The sequence below is a fragment of the Nonomuraea sp. CX421 genome (genome assembly GCF_059358955.1).
This window is the reverse complement of record NZ_JCADBK010000007.1, coordinates 21,708-40,915: the sequence shown is the minus strand read 5'-3', so window position 1 is coordinate 40,915 and position 19,208 is coordinate 21,708. Positions and strand designations below refer to the sequence as shown.

General features: G+C 71.9%; 15 protein-coding genes. 9 read left to right on the top strand and 6 right to left on the bottom strand.

Annotated elements, in window-relative coordinates; all coding sequences use genetic code 11:
* Window positions 1-252: 252 nt before the first annotated feature.
* Together AC5L3X_RS15090 and AC5L3X_RS15085 are read left to right on the top strand one after the other, a co-directional pair.
* Window positions 253-3,522 (top strand): ATP-dependent helicase, encoded by a 3,270-nt coding sequence (locus AC5L3X_RS15090; protein WP_494857504.1) that lies wholly within the window; start codon window positions 253-255, stop codon window positions 3,520-3,522.
* Window positions 3,516-6,788, top strand: a complete 3,273-nt coding sequence (locus AC5L3X_RS15085) for an ATP-dependent helicase (protein ID WP_494857503.1) — start codon at window positions 3,516-3,518, stop codon at window positions 6,786-6,788. The genes AC5L3X_RS15090 and AC5L3X_RS15085 overlap by 7 nt, the downstream gene beginning before the upstream one ends.
* On the opposite strand, the gene AC5L3X_RS15080 is transcribed toward AC5L3X_RS15085, so the two are convergent.
* Genes AC5L3X_RS15080 through AC5L3X_RS15065 form a run of 4 tightly spaced genes read right to left on the bottom strand, consistent with a single transcriptional unit; the run spans window position 6,779 to window position 12,053 of the window.
* Window positions 6,779-7,846, bottom strand: coding sequence for a type III PLP-dependent enzyme domain-containing protein (locus tag AC5L3X_RS15080; RefSeq protein ID WP_494857502.1), 1,068 nt, complete (start codon window positions 7,844-7,846; stop codon window positions 6,779-6,781). The genes AC5L3X_RS15085 and AC5L3X_RS15080 overlap by 10 nt on opposite strands.
* The gene (locus AC5L3X_RS15075; protein WP_494857501.1) at window positions 7,843-9,402 is read right to left on the bottom strand and encodes an IucA/IucC family protein; all 1,560 of its coding nucleotides are present in this window, start codon (window positions 9,400-9,402) and stop codon (window positions 7,843-7,845) included. Before AC5L3X_RS15075 ends, AC5L3X_RS15080 begins: the two co-directional genes overlap by 4 nt.
* The gene (locus tag AC5L3X_RS15070; RefSeq protein WP_494857500.1) at window positions 9,403-10,920 is read right to left on the bottom strand and encodes an IucA/IucC family protein; all 1,518 of its coding nucleotides are present in this window, start codon (window positions 10,918-10,920) and stop codon (window positions 9,403-9,405) included.
* Window positions 10,917-12,053 (bottom strand): siderophore biosynthesis protein, encoded by a 1,137-nt coding sequence (locus AC5L3X_RS15065; RefSeq protein WP_494857499.1) that lies wholly within the window; start codon window positions 12,051-12,053, stop codon window positions 10,917-10,919. Before AC5L3X_RS15065 ends, AC5L3X_RS15070 begins: the two co-directional genes overlap by 4 nt.
* A gap of 143 nt (window positions 12,054-12,196) precedes the next feature.
* Between AC5L3X_RS15065 and nudC the strand changes: the two genes are divergently transcribed.
* Complete coding sequence (gene nudC, locus AC5L3X_RS15060) at window positions 12,197-13,171, top strand: NAD(+) diphosphatase (RefSeq protein WP_494857498.1); 975 nt, start codon at window positions 12,197-12,199, stop codon at window positions 13,169-13,171.
* 63 nt (window positions 13,172-13,234) lie between these two features.
* Window positions 13,235-13,612, top strand: coding sequence for a hypothetical protein (locus tag AC5L3X_RS15055; protein WP_494857497.1), 378 nt, complete (start codon window positions 13,235-13,237; stop codon window positions 13,610-13,612).
* Window positions 13,613-13,709: 97 nt separating this feature from the next.
* Here the strand turns inward: AC5L3X_RS15055 and AC5L3X_RS15050 are convergent, their stop codons facing one another.
* Window positions 13,710-13,958 carry a glutaredoxin family protein gene (locus tag AC5L3X_RS15050; RefSeq protein ID WP_189128745.1) on the bottom strand — a complete coding sequence of 83 codons (249 nt, stop codon included), beginning with the start codon at window positions 13,956-13,958 and terminating at the stop codon, window positions 13,710-13,712.
* A 71-nt stretch (window positions 13,959-14,029) separates the two neighbouring features.
* A complete protein-coding gene (locus tag AC5L3X_RS15045) occupies window positions 14,030-14,932 on the bottom strand; it encodes an alpha/beta hydrolase (protein ID WP_225264301.1) in 903 nt (300 codons plus the stop codon).
* A gap of 152 nt (window positions 14,933-15,084) precedes the next feature.
* Between AC5L3X_RS15045 and AC5L3X_RS15040 the strand changes: the two genes are divergently transcribed.
* The 5 genes from AC5L3X_RS15040 to AC5L3X_RS15020 all read left to right on the top strand — a co-directional run bounded on the left by AC5L3X_RS15040 (window position 15,085) and on the right by AC5L3X_RS15020 (window position 19,106).
* The gene (locus tag AC5L3X_RS15040; RefSeq protein WP_494857803.1) at window positions 15,085-17,127 is read left to right on the top strand and encodes an ATP-dependent DNA helicase UvrD2; all 2,043 of its coding nucleotides are present in this window, start codon (window positions 15,085-15,087) and stop codon (window positions 17,125-17,127) included.
* A 113-nt stretch (window positions 17,128-17,240) separates the two neighbouring features.
* Window positions 17,241-18,125, top strand: a complete 885-nt coding sequence (locus tag AC5L3X_RS15035; RefSeq protein ID WP_189128742.1) for an acyl-CoA thioesterase — start codon at window positions 17,241-17,243, stop codon at window positions 18,123-18,125.
* A gap of 96 nt (window positions 18,126-18,221) precedes the next feature.
* Window positions 18,222-18,479: a hypothetical protein gene (locus AC5L3X_RS15030; protein WP_189128741.1), complete on the top strand. Its 258-nt coding sequence runs from the start codon at window positions 18,222-18,224 to the stop codon at window positions 18,477-18,479.
* 128 nt (window positions 18,480-18,607) lie between these two features.
* Window positions 18,608-18,877, top strand: coding sequence for a WhiB family transcriptional regulator (locus AC5L3X_RS15025; protein WP_189128740.1), 270 nt, complete (start codon window positions 18,608-18,610; stop codon window positions 18,875-18,877).
* A 34-nt stretch (window positions 18,878-18,911) separates the two neighbouring features.
* Complete coding sequence (locus tag AC5L3X_RS15020; protein WP_189128772.1) at window positions 18,912-19,106, top strand: hypothetical protein; 195 nt, start codon at window positions 18,912-18,914, stop codon at window positions 19,104-19,106.
* The last annotated feature ends 102 nt before the right edge of the window (window positions 19,107-19,208 follow it).

Genomic DNA, 19,208 nt, shown 5'->3' with positions numbered 1-19,208 from the left:
GGCCGACATCGAGTGCGGTGCCCTGTCGGTCGCCGCGTTGGCTGGTTCGGGCAAGACGAGGAATAGGCGAACGGTTCGGGGCGGCGTGTCGGCGCGAACTTGGAAATTTGCCCCGATATCGTGGGCGGTTTCGGCGGGGAGAGCGGTCAACTCGGCACGATCTACCCCTGTGGTCTGGTGGAATCTAGTGTTGTGAGTGGTCAGACCTGGCGATTGGTGCGGCGTGGGGGCGGGGGCCCCGTTGAGGCCCCTGTGCTCGATGAGCACCAGCGTGCCGTGGTCCGGCACGGGAGCGGCCCGTTGCTCGTCCTCGCGGGCCCTGGCACCGGCAAGACCACGACCGTGGTCGAGTCCGTGGTCGAGCGCATCGAGCGGCGCGGGGTCGATCCCGAGCGGGTGCTGATCCTCACCTTCAGTCGCAAGGCCGCCGGTGAGCTGCGCGAGCGCGTCACCGGGCGCCTGCGCCGCACGACCAGGACCCCTCTGGCACTGACCTTCCACAGCTACGCCTACTCCCTGCTCCGGCGGGAGGCGGTGCTCGCCGGGGAGCCGCCGCCGCGCCTGCTCAGCGGCCCCGAGCAGTTGCTGGAGATCCGCCGGCTGCTGCACGGCGAGCTGGAGGACGGGGCGACCGACTGGCCGGTCGCGCTGCGCGAGCCGCTGAAGACGCGCGGGTTCGCCGAGGAGCTGCGTGACTTCCTGTCGCGGGCGTACGAGCGCGGGCTCGACGGTGAGCGCGTGGAGGAGCTGGGCAGGCGGTACGGCAGGGCCGACTGGGCGGCCGCCGGCCGGTTCGCGCTGCGCTATCAGGCCCGGTTCGACCTCGACCCGGAGCCGGCTCTCGACTACGCCGAGCTGATCAGGGCCGCCGCGGCACTGCTGACCGACCCCGACGTGCGTCGCAGGGAACGCGCGGCGCACGACGTGGTCTTCGTGGACGAGTACCAAGACACGGATCCGGCGCAGGAGCTTCTGCTGCGGCAGTTGGCCGGTGACGGGCGTGACCTGGTCGCGGTTGGTGACCCGGACCAGTCGATTTACGGGTTCCGGGGGGCCGACGTGCGCGGGATCCTGAAATTTCCGGAACGGTTCCGCACCCTCGACGGGCGGGACGCCCCGGTTCTGGCCCTGCGCGTCTGCCGGCGCAGCGGGCCTGACCTTCTGGAGGCGTCGCGCCGCATAGCCACCCGCCTCCCCGCGGCCCCCGCCCCCTCACTGGCCGGGGGGCGAAGGACGTACGGGCATCGGGAGCTGGTGCCGGTGGACGACGCCGAGGCCGGTGAGGTGCGGGTGCTGCTGGCCGACAGCACCAGCCAGGAGGCGGCCGTCGTCGCCGACACGCTGCGCCGGGCTCACCTGATCGACGGGGTGCCGTGGCATCGGATGGCGGTGCTCGTGCGATCCGCCACCCGGCAGGTGCCTCTGCTGCGGCGGGCCCTGGTCAGTGCCGGCGTGCCCACGATGGTCGCGGGCGACGAGGTGCCGATCGCGCAGGAGCCCGGCGTCCGGCCCCTGCTGACGATGCTCCGGGTGGCGCTCGATCCCGAGATCCTCGACGAGGGCGTGGCCGAGGAGCTGCTCACCGGCCCTCTCGGCGGCACGGACATGATCGGCGTCCGGCGGCTCCGCCGGGCCCTGAAGATCGCCGAGAACGAGGCGACCGGCGGCGCGCCGCCCACCGCCACGTCCGAGGCAAGCCCATCGGACGCGGAGCACGACGCCGTCCCGTCCGCCGCGCCCGCCGCTCCGGAGGACGTCGTGCCGGGTGACGGGCAGGTCGCCGAGGACCCTGATGAGGACGGCGCCGGGCCGCGCTCGTCGAGACCCCGTTCGTCCGGGGAGCTGCTGGTGGCGGCCGTACGAGACGTGCGGGAGCTGACCCGGGTGGAGCCGCACGTCGCGCTGCCCGCCGAGCGGGTGGCCAGGCTGCTGACCACGGCCCAGGAGGCCGTGCGCCGGCAGGGCAGCGCCGAGGACGTGTTGTGGGCCGTCTGGCAGGGCAGCGGCCTGGCCGAGCGGTGGACGGAGCAGAGCCTGGCGGGAGGCGCCAGAGGGGCGCAGGCCGACCGCGACCTCGACGCGGTGGTGGCGTTGTTCGATCACGCGGCGAGGTTCGTGGACCGGCTGCCGAAGGCGGGGCCCGAGGTGTTCCTGGATGATCTGGCCTCGCAGGAGATCCCGGGTGACACGCTGGCCGAGCGGGCGCCCGACGGCGACGCGGTGCGGGTGCTGACCGCGCACCGCTCCAAAGGGCTCGAATGGGACGTGGTCGTGGTCGCGGGGGTGCAGGAGGGCGTCTGGCCCGACCTGCGGCTGCGGGGTTCGATGCTGGGAGTAGAGGATCTGGCCGAGGTGGTGGAGGGGGCGCGGCCGAACGCGGCGTCGCTGGCGTCCAAGCTGATGGCCGAGGAGCGCCGGCTGTTCTACGTGGCCGCGACGCGGGCCAGGAAGAGGCTGGTCGTCACGGCGGTCGGTGGCGAGGACACCGACGAGCGGCCGTCCCGGTTCCTGAGCGAGCTGATGCCGGGGGCCGTCGACACGGCCACGGTGGACGACCGGGCACGGTGGCTGAACATGTCGGCCCTCGTCGCCGACCTGCGGAGCGCGGTCACCGACCCCACGAGGCCGGCGACAGTACGGCAGAAGGCGGCCCAGCAGCTCGCCCGGCTGGCCGCCGCCGGGGTCCAGGGCGCGCACCCCGGCGACTGGTACGCCCTCACGACCATGACCGACGACCGCCCGCTGAGCTGGCCGGACGACATCGTCAGGATCTCCCCGTCGGCGGTCGAGAGCTTCAGCAAGTGCGGCCTGCGCTGGCTGCTGGAGACGGCCGTCGGGGCGGCCGGCACCAGCTCCGCCCAGGGGCTCGGCACGGTCATCCACGCGCTCGCCGTACTGGCCGCGACCGACCTGCCGAACGAGGACCTACTGGGCGAGCGCCTCGACGAGATCTGGAACGAGCTCGACTTCGGCGGCGTGTGGTTCAACCGCAAGCAGCGCCAGGTGGCCGAGCAGATGATCGGCAAGTTCCTGCGCTGGCACAAGGAGAATCCTCGCGAGCTGGTCGCGCTGGAGGAGGCCTTCATCGCGACCGTGAGCGACGGTGTCCAGATCAAGGGCCGGGTCGACCGCGTGGAGCGCGACTCGGCGAACCGAGCGGTGATCATCGACCTCAAGACCGGCGGCGCCAAGCCCAAGGCGGGCGAGCTCGACCGCCATCCCCAGCTCGGCGTCTACCAGCTGGCCGCGCTGCTCGGCGCGTTCGCCAGGCACGGCATGACCGAGCCGGGGGGCGCCGCGCTGGTTCAGCTGGGCAAGGCGGCGGGCAAGAAGGAGGCCGTCGAACAGCGGCAGGGCGCGCTGGCCGACGACGCCGACCCCGGCTGGGCCAGGGACCTGGTCGACACCGTCGCGATCGGCATGTCGGGGCCGTTCTTCCAGGCCAAGGTCAACGACGGCTGCCGCACCTGCGCGGCCAGGGCGAGCTGCCCGGTCAACGACAACGGGGGTCAGGTGTGCTGAGTTCCGCCGAGCTGGCCGCGAAGCTCGGTGTCCTGCCGCCGACCCGTGAGCAGGGCGAGGTCATCGAGGCCCCGCTCGAACCGATGGTCGTCATGGCGGGCGCCGGCTCCGGCAAGAGCGAGACCATGGCCGGCCGGGTGGTCTGGCTGGTCGCCAACGGCCTGGTCAAGCCGGAGAACGTGCTCGGCCTGACGTTCACCCGCAAGGCCGCGGCCGAGCTGGCCACCAGGGTCAGGGAGCGGCTCGCGGGTCTGGCCGAGGCCGGCCTGATGGAGCCGGGGCTGCTCGACGAGGAGCCGACCGTCTCCACCTACCACGCCTACGCGGCCCGGCTGGTGACCGACCACGCGCTGCGTGAGGCGCTGGAGCCGACCATGCGGCTGGTCACGCCGGCCGTCTCGTGGCAGCTGGCGTCGCGGGTGGTGGCCGGGTACGACGGCCCGATGGACCGGATCGAGCTCGGCCCGCCGTCGGTCACCGCGGCCGTGCTGGAGCTCGCCGGCGAGCTGTCCGAGCATCTGCGCACCGCCGCCGACGTGCGGCGGATGGGGCAGTGGCTGGCGGAACGACAGGCCGGGCTCCCGGGCCGCACCACGCTCGCGCAGCGCCGGCCGGGCAGTGTGCAGGCCGCGAGGGAGCAGTTGCTGCCGCTGGTGGAGGCGTACGAACGGCTCAAGCGCGCCAGGGAGGTCATCGACTACGGCGACCAGATGTCGCTGGCCGCCCGGATCGCCGCCAACCACAGGGAGGTCGGCGAGATCGAGCGCTCCAGGTTCGCGGTGGTGCTGCTCGACGAGTACCAGGACACCAGCCACGCCCAGCTGGTGCTGCTCCGGAGCCTGTACGGCAACGGTCACCCCGTCACGGCGGTGGGCGACCCCTGCCAGTCGATCTACGGCTGGCGTGGCGCGTCGGCGGGCAACCTGCGCCGGTTCCCGACCGACTTCCGCACCGGCGCCGGCGATCCGGCTCCGGTGCGTCAGCTCGGCGTCAGCTTCCGCAACGGCGACCGGGTCCTCGACGTGGCCGCCCGGGTCCAGCTGCCGCTGCGCATGGAGGCCCGCGAGGTGCCGGTGCTCGTGCCCGGCCCCAACCGGGTCGACCGCGGCCGCGTCACCTGCGCGTTCCACGAGACGGCCGAGGACGAGGCGCGATGGGTCGCCGACGGCGTCGCGGCGCTCCTCGGCCAGGAGGTCGCGCCCGACGGCCTGCCCTGGGGCGACGGCGAGCGCAAGAAGACCCTGGCCGTGCAGCCGCAGGACGTGGCGATCCTGGCGCGCAAGCGCTCGCAGTTCCCCACGCTGCGCAGGGCCCTCGAAGAGCGTGACATCCCGGTCGAGGTGGTGGGCCTGGGCGGCCTGCTGACCGTTCCCGAGGTCAATGACATCGTGGCCACGCTGCGGGTGCTCTACGACCCGACGGCGGGTGACGCGCTGGCCAGGCTGCTGGCCGGGCCGCGCTGGCGCATCGGGCCCGCCGACCTCCGGGTGCTCGGCGAGTACGCCCGGGAGCTGACCCGCGAGTCGCGCGGGGGCCACCGGGAGCGGGATCCGCTCGACCAGGTGGTGGCCGACCTGGCCGAGGAACGCGGCAGCCTGGTCGACGCGCTCGACGAGCTGCCCGACCGGGAGGCGTGGCTGGAGGCGTTCTCGCCGCTGGCCAGGACCCGGCTCGTCACGCTCGCGTACGAGCTGCGTCAGCTCAGGGCGCACACCGGGCAGCCGCTGCCCGACCTGATCACCGAGGTGGAGCGGAGGCTGGGCCTCGACATCGAGGTGGCGGCGCGAGGCGGAACGGTCAGCGCCTTCGCCGCCCGGGCCGACCTCGACGCGTTCCTCGACGCGGCCTCCAGGTTCGCGGGCGACTCCGAGGATCCGACGCTCGGCGCGTTCCTGGCCTACCTGCAGGCGGCGGAGAGCGAGGAGTTCGGGCTGGAGGCGGGCCGGGTCGGTGAGAGCAACAGCGTCAAGCTGATGACCGTCCACGCGTCGAAGGGCCTGGAGTGGCCGGTGGTGGTCGTGCCGGGCCTGTCGCAGCTGGTCAGCTCGAAGGGCACGATCGCGACCGGCAGCGTCTTCCCGGCCACGCCGGTCACCAACAGCCGCTGGACCGAGAACCCCCGCAAGCTGCCCTATCCGCTGCGCGGCGACGTGGGCGACCTGCCCCGGCTGACCGGACTGACCAAGGAGGAGCTGGCCGCGTTCGACGAGAGCTGCCGCGAGCGCGACCTCATGGAGGAGCGGCGCCTCGCGTACGTCGCCGTGACCAGGGCCCACTACCACCTCATCGCCTCCGGCTACCGCTGGGGCACCGCGTCCAAGCCGCTGGAGCCGTCCGACTTCCTGCTGGAGATCGCCGACACCGCCGACCGGGTGGCCTTCTGGGCGCCCGCCCTGGCCGAGGGCGCGACCAACCCGCTGCTCGCCGAGCCCGCCGCCGCGGTCTGGCCGGTCACGCCGGAGGGGCTGCGGTACGAGTCGGTGCTCGACGGCGCCCGCCTGGTGGAGGACGCCCTCGCGGGCGACCTGGTCCCGGCCGAGGACGAGCCGCTGCGCTCGTTCGAGGAGGAACGCGTACGGGCCTGGGAACGCGACACCGACCTGCTGCTCCGCGAGCGGGAGCTGCACCGGCGGCGTGGCTCGACGACCGTCGAGCTGCCGTCCAGGCTGACCGTGTCGTCGCTGGTCACACTGGCGGCCGACGCCCGTGAGCTGGCCCGCAGGATCCGCCGTCCGGTGCCGGTCAAGCCGGCGCCGCTGGCCCGCCGGGGCACCTCGTTCCACAGATGGCTGGAGTCGCGCTGGGACCAGCAGCGGCTGCTCGACGACTTCGAGCTCCGCGATCTGGACCTGGTCGAGGAGGTCGAGGAGGCCGACGTGCGCCTGGCCGACCTGCAGCGCCTCTTCGAGCAGAGCGAATGGGCCGAACGCCGGCCGCTCGACCTGGAGGTGCCGTTCGAGACCATGATCGCCGATCGGCTGGTGCGGGGCAGGATGGACGCCGTCTTCGAGCTGCCGGACGGGCGCTACGAGGTGGTCGACTGGAAGACCGGCGAGCCGCCGAAGGGCAGGGCGGCCGAGGCCGCCTCGGTGCAGCTGGCGGCCTACCGGCTGGCCTGGTCGCACCTGGCCGGGGTGCCGCTCGACCGGGTGGGCGCGGCCTTCCACTACGTGCGCGCCAACCGGACCGTCCGCCCGGTGGACCTGCTCGACGCCGACGGCCTGGTGGCGCTCATCGAGGCGGTGCCGGTCGGCCCTCAGACGTAGTGGAACGCCGGGTGCGGGTGCATCAGGAAGTCGTGGTGGGAGATGTTCCAGGCGTAGGCCCCGGCCATCGCGAAGACCACCGTGTCCCCTACTCGCACTGAAGTCACGATATTTCGGGCGAAGACGTCCTTGGGAGTGCACAGCTGGCCGACCAGCGTGACCGGCTCGTCCGTCACGCCCGGCCCGCCGCCCGTGGGCAGGACGGTGAACGGCTGGTCATGCCCCTTGGTGACCGGTGTGCGCAGATGATGGGTGCCGCCCAGCAGAACGGCGTACGCCTGGCCGCGCACCCGCTTCACGTCCACGACCGTGGTCACATAGTGGCCGCAGTAGGCGGTCAGCGCCCGGCCCGGCTCCACCCGCACCCGCTGCCCCGCCCGGCGCAGCTTGGCCAGGCCCGCGCCGTAGCCGGCCCAGTCGAACCTCTCGTCCGGCGCCGCGTAGTCCACCGCCATGCCGCCGCCCAGGTTGACCTCGGCGTGGTCGGTGTCCAGCAGCCGCTCGGCCAGGCCCAGCAACCGGTCGGCGTCGAGGCCGCTGGCCAGGTGGGCGTGCAGGCCGCGCAGCCGTACCTGGTCGGTGAAGAGCGGCAGGCACTCCTCGACGCCGGCCTCGTCCATCCCGAACGGCCCGTCCATGGTGAGCGCCGCCCCCTCCACGGGCAGGTCGGGGTTGATCCGCAGCAGCACGTCGGCCTCCCGGCCGGTGGCGCGGAGACGGCGCAGCTCGCCCGGCGACTCGACATGCAGCCGGTGGCAGGGCAGCCGCAGCTCGGCGTCGGTCTTGCCGGGCCCGCCGAGGGCCAGCGGCATGCCCGGGAAGAGCGCGGCGACGTGCGCGTGCTCGCCGCCCGAGGAGACCTCGAAGCCGTCGACGTGCCGGGCCAGCACGCGCAGCAGCTCGGGGTCCGGATTGGCCTTGACGGCGTAGTAGAGCTCGATGTCCGGCAGTGCCCACCGTACCGAGGCGGCGTGCTCGTCCAGCGCGGACAGGTCATAGATATAGGCCGGCATACCGGACGTTCGGCGGGCGGCGGTCCGTACTCTCGGGGTGATCATGCGAGCGGGTTGGCGATCGGGACGTACCCGGCGGACCGGTCGGCCGCCCTGGCCCAGCGGACACTCAGGTTGGCCTTGGCGGGCAGCGGGTCGCCGGCCAGCAGATTGGACAGGGGCAGTGGCCAGCCGAGGTCGGCGGCGTGCCGGGCGAGGATCTCGCGGGCCGCCCGCCACAGCTCGCGCAGCATCTCGTCGCCGTGCGGCGCGGCGAGCGTGGCGGCGATCTCGGTGAGGTGGTTGACCAGCAGGCAGTAGACCACCCGGTCCCAGCCGCGCTCGGCGTCGTAGGTCAGCGCCTGCGCCACCCGCGACGGCACGCCGCCGAGGTCGTGGTGGCCCGAGACCAGCTTGGTGCCCTCCAGGTCGCGGAACACCGCCTCGACGGGCAGGCCCGTGCCGTCGTCGAGGCCCACGAGGACGTTCTGCAGGTGGGGCTCCAGGATCACGCCGTGCGCGAAGTACAGCTCCAGCACCGGCAGCGCCACCACCGACACGTACGCCGTCCACCAGGCGAGCGGGTCTCGGGCCGACGCGCGGAGGGCCAGCGCCCCGGCCACGACGGGCACGACGCCCGCCGAGCACACGGACCACGGGCTGGCCCGGACGATCACGCCCAGTCCTTCGAGCAGCCGGGTGCCGAGCGCGGCCGAGCGGTAGCCGGGCTCGGGCAGCCATCGCGTGCCCGGCAGCCTGGCCGACACCTCGTCGAACACCGGGCCCAACCGCGAGGTCAGCTCCACCGCCCCGGCCAGTTCGTACCAGGCGTTCTTCCGTACGCAGTTGGTGATGCGGACGTCCAGGCTGAACTTCAGGCACGCCTCCGCCCGCGCGGCGTAGACCGTGCGGACCGACGAGGTGGGCACCACGTCCGGCCCCGGACCCAGATCGACCAGCTCCGCGCCGAGCGCCGGGCGCAACAGGTCGAGCTGCCACGGGTGCGCCGGGAGCAGCCGGTAGCCGGACGGCGCCTCGCCCAACGCGTCGAGCGCCGAAGGGTCCCCCTCCTGCGCGAGCACGTCCTCGCGCACCCCGAGCAGCCGCACCGGGAACTCCGCGTGCGCCTCGGGCGCGTAACGCAGCCAGTCGTGCTCGTCACCCCCGCGCGCCTTCGGGGTGGGGTGGAACGGGTGCCCGTAGACGAGCGCCTGCTCCGACTCCAGCCACGGGTCGGCGGGCGGCTCGGCCCCGGCCCGCGCCGCGAGGATCGCGGCCACCGCCGCCCTGCTGGCCGCCACCTGCCGGGCGAACTCCCCGTTGCGGGCGGCGGGCACCCCGCCCGACAGCTCGGCCTCGGCGAGGCGTACCAGCTCGTCGGAGGTCAGCGGCCGCCAGGCGCCGTTGTCGAGGCGCTCGGCCGGCCCGTCGAATCGCAGCGCCGCGCCGCCGTGCGTGCGGACGCGCAGCAGCCGCTCCGCCACTCTCAGCAGAAGGTACGGCGGAGCGGGCCAGACCAGCCCGCGAGGGCCGGCCACCTCCCGCACGCAGCAGCGGAGCAGGGCCGCCAGCGTCGCCTCCTCGGCCAGCGTGGCGGGCGCGTCGAGGACCAGACCGTGCATTCAAGCTCTCCTCAGGTAGTTGGGCCCGCTGGTGCCGTAGAACTTGTTGACGTCACGCGCCCCGGACCGTTCCTTGGCCACGAGGGTCCCGGCGGTGATCATGGACTTGCCGGTGAGCCTGGCCGCGTCGATGGTCCTGGCCCGGAGCAATCTGGCCATGGGGTCGCCACGGTGCTCGTCGAGCGCTTCGGCGAGGGTGTCGCGCAGCAGGGCGGAGGCCCGCCGGTGGGGCAGTGCGCCGAAGACGACCGCCGCGGCCGCCAGGTGCAGGGTGATGGTCACGAACACGTCGGCCAGCGCGTGGGGGTCGTCGGTCAGCATCCGCCGGTCGGTGAAGTCCGGCGGCTCGACCCCCGCCGCGGCCAGCCGGGCGGGGGAGGCGAGCAGCCCGTCGTTGTCCTTGACCAGCAGGCGCATGCGGCCTTCGTGGAGGACCAGCGCCAGGTTCTGCTGGTGCGCCTCCAGGGCCACGCCGTAACGCACGAACAGTCGTACGTGCCAGCGCAGCAGGAGACGCAGGTAGGCGGGGAGCACGTCGCCCAGCTCGGCCCGCACGCCGGGGACGTTGAGCGCCGCGACCGGCACGATCTTCCCCTCGGGCAGCCGGCGCACCATCCAGGCGAGGTACTCGTGGCCGGCGTGCGCGTAGGTCTGCTCGTCGGCCACCAGCACGTCGCGATCGGCCAGCCGGCGCAGCAGGAGCTCCGCCCTCGCGCCGTCCTCGAGCGTGCCGGCCTTGATGGAGCGGCGGTTGCGCGCGCCGAGGGTGCTGGTGGGCAGAGGCAGCTTGAGATGGGTACGGGGGCCGACCTCCACGGTCCGCATCGACAGCGTCGGCCGTACGGTGAGCCGGGCCTCGTCCAGCACCCGCACCCCGCCGATCTTCCGCACCTCGTCCACGGCCAGGGGATGCACCGGGAACAGCACCCCGTCGGCGGCGAGGCCCGGCGCCACGCCGGGCGGAGGCTCGGTGGCCGAACCCGGCGCCACGTCGGGCGGAAGTTCGGTGGCCGAACCCGGCGCCAGCGCCGCCCGCGGCACCACGGCCCACCTCAGCTCGAACGAGGGTGCGAACTCCGGCGCGTACGCGACCAGCTCCGCCGCCGACAGCCCGAGCCGGGCCCGGGACGTCGGGTAGACGGGATGGTCCACGAAGGCGGCCAGCGACTCGTAGGACGGCCGCGTCGCCAGCACCGAGGCGAGCCGCTCGTCGTGCAGTCGCGAGGCGGCCAGCGCCTGCGCGCACTCCTCGGAGAACGCGGCCACCCCTTCAGAGTCCGCCGGATCGGCCACCTCGGCCAGGGTGTCGAGCACCTCGCCCAGCCTCAGCCGCTCCTCCGGCGCCACCACGAAGTCCTGGAACAGCAGGCCCGGCGCCAGCCGCACCGTCCGTCCGCCGGTCAGCGTCATCCGGACGCCCTCCCGGCTCCGGCTCACGCGCGACGACAGCCCGCCATAGTCCTCCCGCAGCAGCGCGTCGAGCACGCGTGCCGCGAGACGGGACTCGCGCTCGTTCACCCGACCACCCAGGGCCGGGCCGCCCGGTAGGCGCCCACGGCCGCCTCGACCCGCGCCCGGTCGGGCCCCACAGCCCGGATCACGCCCAGATAGTCGCGGTTGGTGTGGGTCTGCCGGACGACGTCGCCCACGGACCGGAGCGGCCGGTGCCACAGCCGGACGTCGCCTGACTCCACCGACTCCGCGCCGGGCGCCGACGTGATCGTTCCGGACCGGTCGGCGACCAGGCTGACCGCGCTGCCGTACCGGGAGATCTCCGGCACGGCGGGCACCGGCTCGCCGAGGTGCACCCGCAGGATCCACTCGAACAGCGGCACGCCGAGCACGTCGGCCAGCAGGAAGTCGCAGTGGTCGCCGATCGCGCGATAGTTGACCTCGACGATGCGCGGCCCGCCGGGCGTGAGGACGTATTCGGTGTGGCAGGCGCCGAAGCCGACGCCGAGCGCCCGCAGCGCGGCCAGCACATGCTCGTGGGGCCCTCCAGGCGCCCAGTCGAGCCGCTCCTCGACGAAGTGGGGCGGCGGCCCCAGCGTGGTCTCGAACCCGCCCAGCACCCGCAGCTCGGTGCCGTCGCCGAGGGTTTCGAGGGTGCGCAGCGGCCCCTCCAGGTACTCCTCCACGACCAGCGCCTCGCCGGGGCGCCGCCTCCTGACCTCGGCCACCGCGGCGGCCAGGTCGCTCTCGACCAGCATCACGTCCTCGCTGGCCACCCCCTCGCGCGGCTTGACGACCAGCGGGTAGGGGAGGCCGCCGGGCACCGGGTCGCCGGGCGCCAGTCGCACCGAGCGGACCTGTTCGACGCCCGCCTCGGCGAGCCGGCGACGGGTCAGGAACTTGTTCTTGGCGGCCAGGCAGGCCCGCCAGTCCTTGCCGGGCAGCCCGAAGTAGTCGGCGGCCAGCGCGGTCTCGGCCTGCAGATGGTCGGAGTTGGTGAAGATCGCGTCGGGCCGGCCGAGACCGGCGATCACGTCGATGAGCGCCCGGGGGTCGCGAACGTCGCAGGCCACGCTTTCGGGATGCCGGTCGGGCCGGTCGGTCAGCATGGTCACCTGGCAGCCCAGGGCCCGCGCGGCGGGCAGGAATCCGTCGGTCACCGAATCGGTCGGCTTGATCGCGGTCATGTAGAGCCGCAACGCGTGACACCCCCGGGTGATCAGGTAAGGCTAACCTAACCGGATGATCCTAACTCGCGAGAGATCACCCCGCCGCCCGGATACCGTAACCGGTGGCTAACTCTGAGGTCATAGGATGGCATGTGATTTGGGAAGGCGGGCCCGTGGACACCAGGGCGGCAGAGCAGCTCATCGGACCACTGCTCCTCGCGCGCGGCACCATCGACAGATCGGCCGCGCTGCGGGCCGACGGCGCCTGGCTGGAGCGGGTCTGGGCCCAGCCGACGACCAGGGTCCTGGTCGTCCACGACGGTCAAACGCTGGTCAGACGGGTCGGCGACGAGGTGCGGGCGGTGCTGTTCACCACCGAGGAGGCGCCGCCGGGCGAGCGCTACCTCCTGGGCATCGACGGTGACGTCGTCTACTTCGCGGTGGCCGCGCCGCTGCCGGGCGGGCCGGCCGCCGACGTCAATGGCCGCGTGACGGTGCCGCTGAGCCTGCGTGACACGCCCGACGGTGCGACGGTCCCCGCGGGTCTGCGCCAGGCGGGCGGGCTGCTGGGCGACCGTGACGCGGGGCTCCTGGTCTACGCGGTGGCGCTGGATGCCTGGCACTCCACCCACGAGTTCTGTCCGCGCTGCGGCGGCCCTACGAACGTGATGGCGGGCGGCCACATCCGGGTCTGCCCACGCGACTCCAGCCAGCACTTCCCGCGCGTCGACCCCGCGGTGATCATGCTGATCCGCGACGAGCGCGACCGCTGCCTGCTGGCCCGAGGCCCCCAGTGGCCGGAGGGGCGCCTGTCGATCCTGGCCGGGTTCGTCGAGCCGGGTGAGTCGCTGGAGCACGCCGTGGTGAGGGAGGTCGCCGAGGAGGTCGGCATCACCGTCGTCAACCCGCGCTACCTCGGCAGCCAGCCCTGGCCCTTCCCGCGCAGTCTCATGCTCGGCTTCTTCGCCGACGCCCTGACGACGACGCTCACCCCCGACGCCCATGAGATCGCCGAGGCCCGCTGGTTCTCCCGGGAGGAGCTGTCCGACGCGCTGCGCTCGGGGGAGATCCGGTTGCCGCCCGCGGTCTCGATCGCCCGCCGGCTGATCGAGACCTGGTACGGCGGCCCCCTGGCCGGAGACTGGTGATCTGATGTCACTTACCGTAAATTCGAAGACACCTTCGGTAGCGAAAGCGGTAAACTCATGCCCATGAACGAGTCTCACATCGTCGAGATCCTGGATCTCGAGCGTCAGAAGCTGGCGATCCAGCACGCGGCCATCGAAGTGCTGATGGACGACAAGATCAAGGCCTCGGAGAGGCGGGTCATCGACGCCGTGACGGGCGCCATCACCAACGCCGTGGTCGAGCTCAAGGGCGACATCATCGACGTCCGCAATGAGCTCAAGCGAGACATCGGCAATGTCCGCACCGAGCTCAAGACCGAGATCAGCGCTGTCCGCACCGAGCTCAAGACCGAGATCAGCGCTGTCCGCACCGAGCTCAAGACCGACATCAGCGATCTGCGGATCGAGCTCAAGGGCGACATCGCGCGTCTGGAGCAGAAGTTCGACAGTCACGTCCACTGAGATGAGGACCTGAGTGACTCAAGCACCCAGGTCCTCGTGGGCATAGTAAACCAACCGACAGAGCCTCCGGCGGGAAGCCGGAGGCTTTCGTTGGTCGTCAGGCCGCTTCGAGCAGAGCCTTGACCTCACGGGCGGAGGGATTGGTACGCACCACGCGGCCCCGAGGGGTCTCGATCACCACGGTCGGCACCACCTGGTTGCCGTTGTTGACGCTCATCACGAACTGAGCCGCGTCCGGGTCGCGTTCGATGTCGATCTCGTCGAAGCTGATCCCCTCACGGGTCAGCTGCGACTTCAGCCGCTTACATGGGCCGCACCAGGTGGTGCTGTAGACCGTGAGCGCCATGTCGGTGGATCCCTCCAAAGGACAACGGAAACAGGCGCTCGGTGCAACAACGGGGAGCTGCCCGGTAATTCCTAGCCGATGCGGTCGGCTATCCACCGCTGCACGCGCTCGGTCACGCCCTCCTCGCGGTAGAGGGCCGAGCTGTGCGCCACGCCGGGTGTCGTGATGATCGTCACCGGCACGCCGACCTGGCCGAGCATCTCCTTGAGCACCTGGCTGTGCGTGGCCGGGACGAACTCGTCCTGCGAGTGGATGGTCAGCATCGGCGCGTCCTTACGGCTGGCGTGCCAGGCGATCTCCATGCTGGCCCAGATCCGCGAGCACTTGCCCTTGGGGGCGCAGCCGCCGGCCAGCTTGATCGCGGACGTGCGGAGCTTGCGCTTGTAGGGATCGGTGCTGGCGGCGCCGTCGGAGTAGGCGCGCAGGGGAGAGACGATCGGCGACAGGCCGACGACGCCCTTGAGCCCGCTGAGGCCGTTGCCGTAGGTGCCGACGGCGCCCGCGATGTGCCCGCCCGCGGAGAATCCCACCACCACGTAGTTCTTGGGATCGAACGACCAGCGCTCGGCGTGCTTACGGGCCGTCGCGATCGCGGCGAGGGCGTCGGTGCGTTGCGCGGGCCAGGCGGCCTGGCTGGTGAGCCGGTAGTTGATGTTGAAGACGGTGTAGCCCAGCTCGGCGTAGCCGCGGGCGATCTGGCTCATGCCCTTCTTGTCGCCGCTGGACCACCAGCCGCCGTGGATGAGGAAGACGCCGGGGCGCTGGGTGCCGTCGGAGGTCCACCAGACGTCCATGTCCTGGCGGCGCTGCGAGGCGTAGGAGACGGTCTCGAACGACAGGCCGCCCAGTCCGTATGGGTCGGTGGGGGTCGTGACCTCCGGCCCCGGTGTGGGCCCTGTGGTCGCGTGTGCGGTCACCGGTGTGAGCGCGATGGTTGCGAGCGCCAGCGCGCCGGCGAAAACCGCAAATCGCACAGCTTTGCCTTTCCCGATGGACATGGTCGGGCCCCATTGTGAAGGAAGTGACCGGTTCTCGCATCTTGGCGACCGGAAGGGGCACCGGGCGGCATGTTGCCAGAATGGAGCACCGCACCGCCACCGGCTGGGAGGATTGACAGGTGAGCGACGTGAACGACGTGCTGGCCGGGCTCGACCCGGAGCAGCGCGAGGTGGCCGAGGCCGTGCGCGGGCCGGTGTGCGTTCTCGCGGGCGCCGGCACCGGCAAGACCAGGGCCATCACCCACCGCATCGCCCACGCGGTGCGCAGTGGCGTCGTCGACGCGCCGAGCGTGCTCGCCGTGACGTTCACCACGCGGGCGGCGGGGGAGCTCAGGCAGCGGTTGCGCGCTCTGGGCGCTCCGGGGGTGCAGGCGCGCACGTTCCACGCGGCCGCGTTGCGGCAGCTCACCTACTTCTGGCCGCGGGTGATCGGCGGCGAGGCGCCCTCGGTGATCGAGTCCAAGTTGCCGGTGCTGGTGGAGGCCTGCCGCCGGATCCGGAAAAATCCGGATCGGTCCGAGCTGCGGGACATCGCGGCCGAGGTGGAGTGGGCCAAGGTCACCCAGATAGGTCCGGAGGACTACGTCGCGGCCGCGGGCAAGCATCACCGCACGCCTCCGGTGCCCGCCGATCAGGTGGTCGTCCTCTATGAGGCGTACGAGCAGATCAGGCGTGAGCGGCACCTGGTCGACTTCGAGACGATCCTGGAGCTGACCGCCGCGGTGATGACCGAGCACCAGGAGGTGGCGACGCAGATCCGCCGGCAATACCGCTACTTCGTGGTCGACGAGTACCAAGACGTCAACCCGCTGCAGAAGCTCCTGCTCGACACCTGGCTCGGCGGCCGCGACGACCTGTGCGTGGTCGGCGACCCCAACCAGACCATTTACTCCTTCACCGGCGCCACCCCGCGCTACCTCACCGGCTTCGCCGTCGAGCACCCCGACGCGGCTGTGATCCAGCTGGTCCGCGACTACCGCTCCACCCCCCAGGTGGTCGACCTCGCCAACCTGGTCATCGCGAAGGGCAGGTCCTCCCACCGGCTGCGGCTCGTCGCCCAGCGGCCCGACGGGCCGAGGCCCGTCTTCCACGACTACGACGACGAGCCGGCCGAGGCCGCCGGGGTCGCCCGCGCCATCCGCAAGCTGCTCGACCGGGGCGTCGCCTCGCGCGAGATCGCCATCCTGTTCCGCACCAACTCGCAGTCCGAGGCGTACGAGTCGGCCCTGGCCAAGGCCGAGATCCCCTACGTGCTGCGGGGCGCCGAACGCTTCTTCGAGCGGCCCGAGGTGCGCCAGGCGGTCGTCCTGCTGCGCGGCGCCGCCAGGTCCGCGTCGGGCGAGCCGCTGGCCTCGGAGGTCCACCACATCCTGGCCGGAGTCGGCCTCACCCCGCAGCCGCCCGGCGGTGGCAAGGCGCGCGAGAAGTGGGAGTCGCTGAAGGCGCTGGCCGACCTCGCCGAGGACATGGCGGCCGAGGGGGCCGAGCTGCCGGAGTTCGTCACCGAGTTGGAGCGCCGCGCGTCCGAGCAGCACGCGCCGCCGGTCGAGGGCGTCACGCTGGCCTCGCTGCACGCCGCCAAGGGCCTGGAGTGGGACGCCGTCTTCCTGGTCGGTCTCACCGACGGCATGATCCCGATCATCTACGCCGAGACGCCCGAGCAGATCGAGGAGGAGCGCCGCCTCCTCTACGTCGGCATCACCCGGGCCCGCGAGCACCTGTCGCTGTCGTGGGCGCTGGCCCGCTCGCCCGGGGGGCGCAAGGGCCGTCGGCCGTCCAGGTTTCTCGACGGCCTCACCGGTCGCGCCTCCGCCCCGTCCCGAGCCGCCTCGGCCGCCCGCGAACGTCGCCAGGTCGCGGCGCCGGTGAGCTGCCGGGTGTGCGCCAAGACCCTGTCGGCGGCCGCGGAGCAGAAGCTGGGGCGGTGCGTCACCTGCCCGGCCGACTACGACGAGGCGCTGCTCGAGAGCCTGAAGGCGTGGCGCTCCGCGACAGCCAAGGAGGCCAAGGTCCCGCCGTACGTCGTCTTCACGGATGTGACGTTGCAGGCGATCGCCGAGCTGGTGCCGGTCAGCGAGCAGGAGCTGCTGTCGATCGCGGGCATCGGCCGGGTCAAGGTCGACCGCTACGGCGAGGCCGTCCTGGGGCTCTGCCGCTCGGCCGGCGGCTGACGGGCGTCGTAACTGCGCCGAAATGAAGGCCCGCCATCATACGGTGGGCGGGTTTGGTGTGTCATGAGCAACAAGTCAGACTTGCCGGTAGACGGCACTCACGAGGGGGATTCGTGAACGAGGCGCTGAAAGAGCTCATCGATCTGCTCGACCTGGAGCAGATCGAGCTCGACATCTTCCGCGGTCGCAGCCCGGAGGAGCGCATCCAGCGGGTGTTCGGGGGACAGGTGGCCGCGCAGGCGCTGGTCGCGGCCGGCCGTACGGTGCCGGATGACCGGACCGTGCACTCGCTGCACGCCTACTTCATCAGGCCCGGCGACCCGTCCATCCCGATCGTCTACAACGTCGAGCGACTGCGTGACGGGCGGTCGTTCAACACCCGCCGCATCATGGCCATCCAGCACGGCAAGGCGATCTTCATGATGTCCGCCTCGTTCCACATCTTCGAGGAGGGGGTGGAGCATCAGGCGTCCGTGATGCCGGTGGTGCCCGAGGCCGAGACGCTGCCGATGTTCCAGGACCAGATGATCGGGCTGGTCGGCGACGCGCCCGAATACCGCGACTGGCTGTCGCGGCCGCGGCCGGTCGACGCCCGCTACGCCTCTCCGCTGACCTGGGAGGCCTACCAGAATCCCGCCCTGAAGAGCGCTCAGACCAACGTGTGGTTCCGCTACCATGCCGAGCTGCCCGACGACCCGCTGCTGCACGTGGTGCTGGCCGCCTACGCGTCCGACTTCACGCTGGTCGACACGATCATGCTGGCTCATGGCATGGCGTTCGGCGCCTCCGACGTGCAGGGGTCCTCGCTCGACCACGCCATGTGGTTCCACCGGCCGTTCAGGGCCGATGACTGGCTGCTCTACGCACAGGAGTCGCCGTGGGCGGGCGCGGGCCGTGGGCTCGCACGGGGTGAGATGTTCACCGCGTCGGGTGAGCTTGTCGTCTCGGTCGTCCAGGAGGCCTTGATCCGTACAACAAGGTCACAAAATCGCAGGTAGAAAATGTGTTGCCGGTTCCCGGCTTCCCGGTTTAGGGTCATGGTCATGCAAGTCGGACGGTCCTGTCCGACTGTCCCAGAGCGGAGGTGAGTCCCAGTGATCAGCATTCAGATGTCGGCCACGCCGTGGCTCACGTTCGCATGCCGTAACTCGGTGAGGCTCGTCGATGGGCCGGCCAGACTGCGGCAGCACGAGTCTGCCCGTAGCCAGGCCGCCGCCTATGCGCTCGCCCACCTGGGCGCCAGCGCTGATGGCGTGCCCGTCTCCGCAGGCGCCAGCCAGCCGACCCAGCAGTTCACCAAGGGTGGAATGCGTGGTCCGCAACCCTGGAGGGATGCTCCGGTCATAACCTGACCGGCACAAGAGCAGCCTCCAGGCCGCGGATCCGCACACAGGATCCGCGGCCTCTTTGTTTTCCGTGATCCCCCCACCACCCACGAGGTGCCCGACCAAGATCAAAGATCGATCAGAAGGAGAACAAGATGGGGGCGAAGACGATCATGGACCTGATCGACGAAGCCAAGATCCCCTGTCGTACCGACCCTGACCTGTGGTTCGCCGAGTCGCCGGAGGACGTCGAGTTCGCCAAGGCGCTCTGCGGCGGTTGCCCGATCCAGAAGGCCTGCCTGGACCGCGCGCTTGAGCGCGAGGAGCCCTGGGGCGTCTGGGGTGGCGAGCTGATCCTCCGGGGCGCCGTCGTACCCCGCAAGCGGCCCAGGGGCCGCCCGCGGAAGCACCCGGTCGCCGCCTGAACACGTACCAACGAACGAGAGAGCAGACAGACAGATGAGCACGAACTTCACCCGAGGCCTCGAACTGCCGTATCTCTACCAAGAACTGGTCAGCGACCGAATACAAACGCTCCACCGCGAAGCGGAGGAGCAACGCCTGATCTCGCGCATCCGACGCGTGCGACGGGCGGAACGCGGAGTGCGGCGGGCGAACGAGCGCCTCAGCCAGGCCCTGAGCCGCGGAGTCTGACGTGGGAGATCCTGCCGCCGGCGCAGGATCTCCCACGGATCCCTTCTGATCGAGCCGGGCGCGACCACCGCGTCCGGCTCTGAGCAGGAAGAACCGGCCCTG